Annotated in this window: 8 protein-coding genes and 8 other annotated features; of the genes, 6 read left to right on the top strand and 2 right to left on the bottom strand. The window is 53.9% G+C overall.

All coding sequences use genetic code 11. From position 1 onward, the window contains the following. The first annotated feature begins 222 nt into the window (after positions 1–222). Positions 223–228 (top strand) — a ribosome-binding site (putative RBS for nuoM; RegulonDB:STMS1H002448). The 3 genes from nuoM to yfbK all read left to right on the top strand — a co-directional run bounded on the left by nuoM (position 223) and on the right by yfbK (position 5,902). Then, the gene (gene nuoM / locus STM2317; protein ID NP_461259.1) for an NADH dehydrogenase I chain M occupies positions 223–1,769 on the top strand. Within the gene, positions 240–1,769 belong to an annotated coding region; the region does not span the whole gene. It overlaps the preceding feature by 6 nt. A gap of 178 nt (positions 1,770–1,947) precedes the next feature. Beyond that, positions 1,948–1,953: a ribosome-binding site (putative RBS for nuoN; RegulonDB:STMS1H002447), on the top strand. Then, the gene (nuoN, locus tag STM2316) for an NADH dehydrogenase I chain N (RefSeq protein NP_461258.3) occupies positions 1,948–3,233 on the top strand. Within the gene, positions 1,956–3,233 belong to an annotated coding region; the region does not span the whole gene. It overlaps the preceding feature by 6 nt. 876 nt (positions 3,234–4,109) lie before the next feature. Beyond that, positions 4,110–4,115, top strand: a ribosome-binding site (putative RBS for yfbK; RegulonDB:STMS1H002446). Then, positions 4,110–5,902 (top strand): putative von Willebrand factor, vWF type A domain protein gene (gene yfbK / locus STM2315; RefSeq protein NP_461257.1). Within the gene, positions 4,121–5,902 belong to an annotated coding region; the region does not span the whole gene. Its footprint overlaps the feature before it by 6 nt. A 40-nt stretch (positions 5,903–5,942) precedes the next feature. On the opposite strand, the gene STM2314 is transcribed toward yfbK, so the two are convergent. Further along, the gene (locus STM2314) for a putative chemotaxis signal transduction protein (RefSeq protein NP_461256.1) occupies positions 5,943–6,950 on the bottom strand. Within the gene, positions 5,943–6,944 belong to an annotated coding region; the region does not span the whole gene. Beyond that, positions 6,945–6,950, bottom strand: a ribosome-binding site (putative RBS for STM2314; RegulonDB:STMS1H002445). (Overlaps the previous gene by 6 nt.) Before the next feature lie 59 nt (positions 6,951–7,009). Then, the gene (gene elaC / locus STM2313) for a putative metal-dependent hydrolase (RefSeq protein ID NP_461255.1) occupies positions 7,010–7,936 on the bottom strand. Within the gene, positions 7,010–7,927 belong to an annotated coding region; the region does not span the whole gene. Beyond that, positions 7,931–7,936 (bottom strand) — a ribosome-binding site (putative RBS for elaC; RegulonDB:STMS1H002444). Its footprint overlaps the gene before it by 6 nt. Before the next feature lie 39 nt (positions 7,937–7,975). Next, positions 7,976–7,981 (top strand) — a ribosome-binding site (putative RBS for elaA; RegulonDB:STMS1H002443). Between elaC and elaA the strand changes: the two genes are divergently transcribed. The 3 genes from elaA (at position 7,976) to menF (ending at position 10,205) form a co-directional block, all read left to right on the top strand. Next, positions 7,976–8,449, top strand: a protein-coding gene (gene elaA, locus STM2312) for a putative acyltransferase (RefSeq protein NP_461254.1). Within the gene, positions 7,988–8,449 belong to an annotated coding region; the region does not span the whole gene. (Overlaps the previous feature by 6 nt.) Before the next feature lie 41 nt (positions 8,450–8,490). Beyond that, positions 8,491–8,496: a ribosome-binding site (putative RBS for elaB; RegulonDB:STMS1H002442), on the top strand. After that, the gene (elaB, locus tag STM2311) for a putative inner membrane protein (protein NP_461253.3) occupies positions 8,491–8,809 on the top strand. Within the gene, positions 8,498–8,809 belong to an annotated coding region; the region does not span the whole gene. Its footprint overlaps the feature before it by 6 nt. 86 nt (positions 8,810–8,895) lie before the next feature. Next, positions 8,896–8,901 (top strand) — a ribosome-binding site (putative RBS for menF; RegulonDB:STMS1H002441). Further along, the gene (gene menF, locus STM2310) for an isochorismate hydroxymutase 2 (protein ID NP_461252.1) occupies positions 8,896–10,205 on the top strand. Within the gene, positions 8,910–10,205 belong to an annotated coding region; the region does not span the whole gene. Its footprint overlaps the feature before it by 6 nt. The last annotated feature ends 35 nt before the right edge of the window (positions 10,206–10,240 follow it).

Raw genomic sequence — 10,240 nt, 5'->3', positions numbered from 1 at the left:
AATTCGTTGAAAATCTGTTCCTGAAGTACAGGCGTCATCGGCGAAGTCAGACCGGATACCGCCAGCGCACAGCAACCGGAGCGTACTGAAGTACGTGAGGATGATTCGCGAAGCTCACCCCTACGGGGCCGTCCTTACGGACGTTCAAAACGCGCTGCGTTTTGTGTGAGCACTGGCAGGATTTGGGCTGACGAGTGAGATAGCCTGAGCAGGAGTAAATATAAGGGACATACTTAGCTATGTTATTACCCTGGTTGATATTAATCCCCTTTATCGGCGGCTTTCTGTGCTGGCAGACCGAACGCTTTGGCGTGAAGGTGCCGCGCTGGATAGCGCTGATTACCATGGGGCTGACGCTGGCGCTCGGTCTGCAATTGTGGTTGCAGGGCGGCTATTCACTGACGCAATCCGCCGGTATTCCGCAGTGGCAATCTGAATTTGTCCTGCCGTGGATCCCGCGTTTTGGCATCTCTATCCATCTGGCGCTCGACGGACTGTCGCTGCTAATGGTGGTGCTGACCGGCCTGCTCGGCGTTCTGGCGGTGCTTTGCTCCTGGCGAGAAATCGAAAAATATCAGGGCTTCTTCCACCTGAACCTGATGTGGATCTTAGGCGGCGTTATCGGCGTGTTCCTGGCCATCGACATGTTCCTGTTTTTCTTCTTCTGGGAAATGATGCTGGTGCCGATGTACTTCCTGATCGCGCTGTGGGGCCACAAAGCTTCTGACGGGAAAACGCGTATCACGGCGGCGACCAAGTTCTTCATCTACACCCAGGCGAGTGGTCTGGTGATGTTGATTGCCATCCTGGCGCTGGTCTTTGTGCACTACAACGCGACCGGCGTGTGGACCTTCAATTATGAAGAGCTGCTGAATACGCCGATGTCCCACGGTGTGGAATATCTGCTGATGCTGGGCTTCTTCATCGCCTTCGCGGTGAAAATGCCGGTGGTTCCGCTGCATGGCTGGCTGCCGGATGCGCACTCCCAGGCGCCGACCGCCGGTTCCGTCGACCTGGCGGGGATCTTGCTGAAAACCGCCGCTTACGGTCTGCTGCGTTTCTCCCTGCCATTGTTCCCGAACGCGTCGGCGGAGTTTGCGCCTATCGCTATGTGGCTTGGCGTTATCGGCATTTTCTACGGCGCGTGGATGGCCTTTACCCAATACGACATCAAGCGCCTGATTGCCTATACCTCCGTTTCCCACATGGGCTTCGTGCTGATCGCTATCTACACCGGCAGTCAGCTGGCGTACCAGGGCGCGGTGATTCAGATGATTGCGCACGGTTTGTCCGCGGCGGGTCTGTTCATTCTGTGTGGCCAGTTGTACGAACGTCTGCATACGCGTGACATGCGTATGATGGGCGGCCTGTGGGGCAAAATGAAATGGTTGCCTGCGCTGTCCATGTTCTTTGCGGTGGCGACGCTCGGGATGCCGGGCACCGGTAACTTTGTCGGCGAATTTATGATTCTGTTCGGCAGCTACCAGGTGGTGCCGGTGATTACCGTGATCTCCACCTTTGGGCTGGTATTCGCCTCTGTATACTCGCTGGCGATGCTGCATCGCGCTTACTTTGGTAAGGCGAAGAGCCAGATTGCCAGTGTAGAACTGCCAGGGATGTCGCTGCGCGAGCTGTTTATCATTCTGTTGCTGGTGGTGCTTCTGGTACTGCTTGGCTTCTATCCGCAGCCGATTCTGGATACCTCGCATTCTGCGATGAGCAACATCCAGCAGTGGTTTGTTAATTCCGTTACTACTACAAGGCCGTAAATCGCCATGACAATAACTCCACAACACCTGATTGCGCTGCTACCGCTGCTGATCGTCGGCTTGACGGTGGTGGTTGTGATGCTCTCCATTGCGTGGCGACGCAATCACTTCCTCAATGCCACGCTGTCGGTCATTGGGCTTAACGCTGCTCTGGTTTCGCTTTGGTTTGTCGGCCAGGCCGGGGCAATGGACGTCACGCCGCTGATGCGCGTTGACGGCTTTGCGATGCTCTACACCGGACTGGTGCTGCTGGCGAGCCTCGCCACCTGTACCTTTGCCTACCCGTGGCTGGAAGGCTATAACGATAACCAGGAAGAGTTCTACCTGCTGGTGTTAATCGCCAGCCTGGGCGGAATTCTGCTGGCGAACGCCAACCATCTGGCGGCGCTGTTCCTCGGTATTGAACTGATCTCACTGCCGCTGTTCGGCCTGATTGGTTATGCTTTCCGCCAGAAACGCTCGCTGGAAGCCAGTATCAAATACACCATCCTCTCCGCCGCCGCCTCGTCTTTCCTGCTGTTCGGGATGGCGCTGGTCTATGCGCAGTCCGGCAACCTGTCTTTCGAAGCGCTCGGTAAGAGCCTCGGCGATGGTATGCTGCACGAGCCGTTGCTGCTGGCGGGCTTTGGCCTGATGATTGTCGGTCTGGGCTTTAAACTCTCTCTGGTGCCGTTCCACCTGTGGACGCCAGACGTTTACCAGGGCGCGCCTGCGCCGGTTTCTACCTTCCTGGCGACGGCGAGCAAAATCGCTATCTTCGGCGTGGTGATGCGTCTGTTCCTGTATGCGCCGGTAGGCGACAGCGAAGCGGTACGCGTGGTGCTGGGCATTATCGCCTTTGCCTCTATCATCTTCGGTAACCTGATGGCGCTGAGCCAGACCAACATCAAACGTCTGCTCGGTTACTCTTCTATCTCTCACCTCGGCTATCTGCTGGTGGCGCTGATTGCCCTGCAGAGCGGCGAGATGTCGATGGAAGCGGTAGGCGTTTATCTGGCCGGTTATCTGTTCAGCAGCCTCGGCGCGTTTGGCGTGGTCAGCCTGATGTCCAGCCCGTTCCGCGGCCCGGATGCGGATTCTCTGTACTCTTACCGTGGTCTATTCTGGCACCGCCCGGTTCTTGCCGCGGTGATGACGGTGATGATGCTGTCGCTGGCAGGTATCCCGATGACGCTGGGCTTTATCGGCAAATTCTACGTGCTGGCGGTCGGCGTTCAGGCCAGCCTGTGGTGGCTGGTCGCCGCCGTGGTAGTGGGTTCCGCGATTGGTTTGTACTACTACCTGCGTGTTGCGGTGAGTCTCTACCTGCACGCGCCGCAGCAACCGGGACGCGACGCGCCGACAAACTGGCAGTACAGCGCAGGCGGTATCGTGGTGCTGATCTCCGCGTTGCTGGTGTTGGTACTGGGCGTCTGGCCGCAGCCGCTGATTAGCCTTGTGCAACTGGCGATGCCGCTGATGTAATGCCGCGTTGATGATGTCAATAACCGCCGATTTATCGGCGGTTGAGGCTGATGAGCAATACCTGAGCCTCTAAATGTTGGATTGCATCCAACTTATGAAAACCTGTGACGCATAGAGACCATAGACTCGTTGGGTGAGGCGTAGCCGAAACCCAACACGTCCCGACGAACGAAGAGCCGGATGTTGGGCGGTTCCGTAAGCGCCAGCGGTTTCATATGGGTAATTCACAATAATTGTCGAAGTGTTAAACATATGGCCCATTACTCCGCTATAAAAATTATAACGTGACTGTCATTTCTCAGGCATCGCTGATAAAAACTCAGCAGTTTGTCCATTTCTTGCATCAGGCAGTGGAACAACTCTCCCAACTGTTTTCGTGACCCGTTTCCCGGATAAATGTTTATCTCATCGACTTCAATGGGAAAAATTTGATCTGAAGCGTATTTCTGTCAGCGTTTTTCAAGGCGTCCGATCGCGCTCAGTTCATTATTTCATGTGACGGCAGCATATAATATCTTTCCATCAATAACGTGAGTGTCGGCACGGCTTAATGGATTGCTGTTTGGTGGGTTGTAAAAGGAAGTATCGGCGAGGGCACAGTGCAGATAGTCCCCCATCTTATATATTCACTTTTGGTAAATCGGTCACCTGTAAATAGTGTTCTTCACGCAGAATCTGTGGGTCGAACGCCAGCAACTGATTAAGCCGTTCATCTTAAACGTAAATATTATTTACCTCAAAAATATAATTATCTTTTTTATTATTGGTGGCTATTAACGCAGGTAAAATTATTTTCTACTTTCGTCATGCTGATAATAAAAGTAACGCGGAATATAATGCAGGACATCTGCAGAGAATTACCCGAATATAATTGAAAAGGAATTTGTATGCTTAACGGAAAAACATTAATGCTGTTGTTGGGTGGGGTTATTCTCTCGGGCTGTGGGCCGGAGCCCTCCGACCCGCAGGGAAATAATCCGGCTGAGTTAAAACAGAAGCGGACTATCCAGAAAGAAAATAGCGCTCAGGCCGGGGATGACACTGTCCAGAAAAGACAAGCCGAGGCCGCCCAACAGGCTGCGAAAAAAGCAGCCGAATATGCTGAAGCCAAAGCCCTGGCAGATGCCAAAGCGGCATCTCTGGCAACAGCCGAAGCACCGCAATATGTAATGCAGACACGTGCCGCGGCACCAAAAGCGTTCGCTGCACAAGGCGGTAATGTAATGGGGACCGCGCGTTACGAACACTACGATGAAAATCCGATTAAACAGGTAAGTCAGGCGCCGCTCGCCACGTTTAGTCTGGATGTAGACACTGGCAGCTACGCTAACGTGCGGCGCTTTCTGAATCAGGGACAACTGCCGCCGCCGGAAGCCGTGCGGGTAGAAGAGATGCTCAACTACTTTCCCGCCCCTCAGCCCGTTGCGGATAAGCAGGATAACACTAAACCCATTGCGGCCTGTATACCGATGCCATTTGCGGTTAAATACGAACTGGCTCCCTCGCCGTGGAACGCGCAGCGTACGCTATTAAAAGTTGATGTTCAGGCCCGGGACATGCAGACCAGAGATCTACCACCTGCCAACCTGGTTTTTCTCATTGATACTTCCGGCTCTATGCAGCCAGCGGAACGCCTGCCGTTGATCCGGTCGGCGCTAAAACTGTTGGTGAACGATCTGCGTGCGCAGGATAACATCACGATTGTGACCTACGCGGGCGGCACTCACGTCGCGCTGGCGTCTACAGCGGGAAATAACACAACCGCGATTAAAGCGGCAATTGATAATCTGGATGCTTACGGGAGTACCGGTGGTGAAGCGGGATTACGACTAGCCTACGAGCAGGCCGAAAAAGGGTTTATCAAAGGCGGCGTTAACCGCATTTTGTTGACCACCGACGGTGATTTTAACCTCGGTATTACCGATCCCAAAGACATCGAAGCGCTGGTAAAAAAAGAGCGCGAGAAAGGTATTACCTTATCTACGCTGGGCGTCGGCGATGACAATTTCAACGAAGCCATGATGGTGAGAATTGCTGATGTGGGTAACGGCAATTACAGCTACATCGACTCCCTCTCTGAGGCGCAAAAAGTCCTCAAGGATGAGATGCATCAAACGCTGGTCACCGTTGCCAAAGATGTAAAATCGCAAATCGAATTTAATCCGCAGTGGGTGACTGAGTACCGGCAGATTGGTTATGAAAAACGCCAACTGCGCGACGAGGATTTCAATAACGATAAGGTTGATGCCGGTGATATCGGCGCGGGTAAACACGTCACGCTATTCTTTGAACTGACGCTTAACGGGCAGAAAGCCTCGGTGGATAAACTGCGCTACGCTCAGAACAAAGCCGCCTCAAAGACAACAAAATCAAGCGAGCTGGCGTGGCTCAAATTGCGCTGGAAAGCGCCGCAGGGCAGCGAAAGTACATTAGCCGAGTTCCCGGTCGTTATGGGAAAGATGCCGATCTTTGCTGACGCCTCTGAAGATTTTCGTTTCCGCGCGGCGGTAGCGGCTTTCGGGCAAAAACTGCGTGGCTCAGAAACGCTGGCAGATACGACCTGGCCGCAAATTATTAAATGGGGTGAACAGGCGCGCGGGGAAGATAGACAAGGCTATCGCGCGGAGTTTATTAAACTGGTAAAACTGGCGGAAGGCTTGTCTCACTAAGCGTCAGGGGATGCCTGTACTGTAGGCATCCCCTGTTACGTCAGGCGCTTTTGCGGCTGATCAGTGGTCCCTGGCTGTTTGTTGCTGCGCGCTCCAGCACTTCCTGAATGACCGAAGAGAGTTCGTTAATCTCAAACTTAGCCACGTAGCCGTCGGCCTTCACCTTACGTATATGATCTTCATTGGCGCTGCCGGAAAGCGAGGAGTGGATAACGACCGGGATCTTTTTCAGCCGTTCATCGGTTTTAATTTTACGCGTTAACGTAAAGCCATCCATCTCCGGCATCTCAAGATCTGTCAGGACCAGCGCGATTTTCTCGCTAATTGGCTTACCTTCGGCCTCCGCTTCCTGCGCCAGTTGCTGGATTCTCTCCCAGGCATCCTTGCCGGTCACATGCATCTGATGCGGAATTCCCATCGCGTTCAGCCCTTTTTCCAGCATCGCGCGGGCGACTTTGGAGTCTTCCGCCACAATGGCTACCGCGCCTGGGGTAATATAAAATTTATTGGTCTTCAGATTGGTGGCGCGCAGATCGTGGCTGGAGGGGACAATATCATAAAGGATCTGCTCAACGTCGAGCACCAGCGCCAGGTTGTTGGTTTCTTTGTTGTCATCCAGGCAGGCAATACTGGTGATGTAGCGACCGTTGACGGCTTTCTCGGCGGTATGCACCTGTTGCCAGTCAAGACGCATAATATTTTCCACCGACTCGACGGCAAATGCCTGTACGCTGCGCGCATATTCGGTGATCAGCAAAATATTCAGCCCGGTTTCCGGCTTGCAGCCCGCTACCGCTGGCAAATCAATCACCGGAATGACCTGATCCCGAATATTGACCATGCCCAATAGCGGCGCTTTCATGCCTGCCGGGCGCGTAAAGGCGGGCATTGGTACGATTTCGCGCAGCTTAAATACATTGATGCCGAACAGCTCTGACTTCTGTTCATGCAGCGATGTACCAAGACGGAATAACAGCAGTTCAAAACGGTTGGACAGGGTTAAATTGGCCCTGTCATCAATATCTTTCTGAAAATTGTCCATCCTAACCTCATTATGAAAGCCTGCCTTTTTTAGTGTTATCGGCAATGAGGACAAAAAATGGAGCGCTAAACCGGGAAAACAGAAAAATCGTAAGCCAGCTCCGTCGCCGGGAAAATAGCGCGGCATTCCGCCAGTAAGCGCTGACAGCCTTTATCGTCATAGCGTGAGCTAATATGGGTCATGATTAGCCGACCAACGGCAGCTTCCCGCGCCAGCGTCGCGGTTTGACGGGTGGAGCTGTGTCCGCGAGCGTTGGCTTTCTCCTCCATTGACGCATCCAGCGTGGTTTCATGAACCATCACATCCACACCCTGCGCCAGCGCGAGGGCGGCCTCGCAGGGCGCGGTATCGCCGAAAATCGCCACTGATTTCCCGGCCACGGCGGGAGCAAGGTAGTCGGCGCCATTGATCTGCCTTCCATCGGCAAGCGTGACGGTTTTTCCTGCCTTCAACGCCTGAAACAGCGGGCCGGGCGTAACGCCTGCGGCTTTTAACGCCCTGGCATTCAGCGCGCCAGGCTTGTCATGTTCAACAACGCGATATCCGTAGCACTCCAGTGGATGCTCCAGCCTGAACGCGGTCACTTTACGCAGACCGTCGTCAAGAATATCACCTGCGCTAATTTCTTCAATTTGCAACGGAAAATCGGTCCATGAACCGCTAAGACGCAGTGTGGTTGCAATAAACTCACGCACGCCTTGAGGTCCGTATACGGTTAGCGGATGGGGGTTCCCCGCCATCGACCGGCTGCATAGCAGACCCGGCAGGCCAAACAAATGATCGCCGTGAAGATGGCTGATAAAAATGCGCTCAAGCTTACCGGGATGAAACGCGGTATTAAGCATTTGATGCTGTGTCCCTTCGCCGCAATCAAAAAGCCATACTCCCGGCTGCGTTGGATGTTGCAGATGTAATAAAATTGCCGTTACATTGCGTGAGCGCGTGGGAACGCCTGCGGACGTACCTAAAAAAATTAATTCCATCTTGTCCATACACGTTTGGTTATCGTTTAACCCAAGATTACCACAACACAGGAGCGCATCATGATTGACTGGCAGGATCTCCACCATAGCGAACTTACCGTTCCTCAACTTTACGCGTTACTCAAATTGCGCTGCGCGGTCTTTGTGGTAGAACAGCGCTGTCCTTACCTGGATGTGGATGGCGATGATTTAGTCGGCGACAATCGGCATATTCTGGGCTGGCATCAGGATGAACTGGTGGCGTATGCGAGGATTCTGAAAAGCGATAACGAATCAGACCCGGTTGTCATTGGCCGGGTGATCGTCAGCGATGCCTGGCGAGGGGCGAAACTGGGCCAGCAATTAATGGCGAAAACGCTGGAATCTTGTGGGCGGCACTGGCCGGATAAGCCGCTATATCTGGGGGCGCAGGCGCATCTGCAACCTTTTTATGCGCGGTTTGGTTTTATTCCCGTCACCGATGTTTATGACGAAGACGGCATTCCGCACCGGGGAATGGCGCGGGAGGTTCATCAGGCATAAACCGAAACCGTTGACTATAGTTAGGAGCAGGTGTTAACACAACGGAGAATGAGAATGTCATATCAATTTGGTGAATCACGTGTTGATGATGATCTGACTTTGCTCAGCGAAACGCTGGAAGAGGTTTTACGTTCCTCAGGCGATCCCGCCGATCAAAAATACATTGAGCTGAAAGCCCGCGCGGAACAAGCGCTGGAAGAGGTGAAAAACCGCGTAAGCCATGCGTCGGATAGCTATTATTACCGGGCAAAGCAGGCCGTTTATAAAGCGGATGACTACGTTCATGAAAAACCCTGGCAGGGTATTGGCGTAGGCGCGGCGGTAGGACTGGTGCTTGGACTGCTGCTGGCGCGGCGCTAAATCCCCCCACTGAACAGAATTGCAACCCTCCCTAAATGAGGTACTGCTTTTTTAGGGCAGTACCCCGTATAATGTGGGGTTTTTAACAGGGAGGGTCCGCGTGCATTCTATTACTACTGCGCTGGAAAATCTGACGCGTCAGCTATCGCAAGAGATACCGGCGACGCCAGGGCTTTGCGTTTTCGATGCGCCTTTCCCTTTAAACGATGCCTTCGATGCATTGAGCTGGCTGGCCAGCCAGTCATCCTTTCCGCAATTCTACTGGCAACAGCGCAATGGCGACGAAGAAGCTGCCGTTCTCGGGGCCATCACCGTATTTTCATCGCTCGATCTGGCGCAACGGTTTTTACGTCAGCACGCGCAGCCTGACCTGCGTATTTGGGGGCTGAATGCGTTCGAGCCGAAAGAGGGCTACTTATTGCTGCCGCGGCTGGAGTGGCGACGTAGCGGTGGTACGGCGACCTTACGCTTACATCTGCACAGTGACGTTTCGCTACGCGATGATGCGCGCCAGGCGAAAGCGTTTCTCGCTTCTCTGGTCGGCATTAAGCCTGTTCCGGCGCTACGCCTTTCGCTCACGAGCGAACAACACTGGCCGGACAAAGACGGTTGGGTGAAGCTGATTCAGCAGGCCACCCACACCATTGCGCAAGAGGCGTTTGATAAAGTTGTGCTGGCGCGGGCCACCGACTTACAATTCTCCCGTCCGGTCAATGCCGCCGCGATGATGGCGTCCAGTCGTCGTTTAAATCTCAACTGCTACCACTTTTTTATGGCCTTTTCCGCCGATACCGCCTTTCTGGGATCATCGCCGGAGCGGCTCTGGCGGCGGCGTGAAACGGCGCTGCGTACCGAAGCGCTGGCCGGGACGGTGGCGAACCATCCGGATAACCATAAAGCCTGGCAGCTTGGCGAATGGTTAATGAAAGACGATAAAAACCAGCGAGAAAATATGCTGGTTGTCGAAGACATCTGCCAGCGACTGCAAAACTGCACCCACTCGCTGGATGTGCTGCCGCCGCAGGTGCTCAGACTGCGCAAGGTACAGCATTTGCGCCGCTGTATCTGGACGGCGCTTAATCAGGCGGACGACACGCTCTGCCTGCACCAGTTACAGCCTACCGCAGCGGTCGCCGGGATCCCTCGTGAACCCGCGCGTTGTTTTATAGAACAACATGAGCCGTTCGAACGTGAATGGTATGCCGGGTCGGCAGGCTATCTCTCCACGCGGCAAAGTGAGTTTTGCGTGACGTTACGTTCAGCCAAAGTGACGGCCAATGTGGTGCGATTGTATGCCGGCGCGGGAATCGTCCGCGGCTCCGATCCGGAACAGGAATGGCAGGAAATAGATAATAAAGCGGCCGGGTTACGTACCTTATTGCAGATGGATGCGTAATGAGTCACATATTCCCGACCCATATCAATAATCCA

It is taken from the genome of Salmonella enterica subsp. enterica serovar Typhimurium str. LT2, assembly GCF_000006945.2.
Taxonomy (GTDB): domain Bacteria; phylum Pseudomonadota; class Gammaproteobacteria; order Enterobacterales; family Enterobacteriaceae; genus Salmonella; species Salmonella enterica.
The sequence above is the reverse complement of the archived record's forward strand: the minus strand, read 5'-3'. Positions and strand labels throughout refer to the sequence as shown.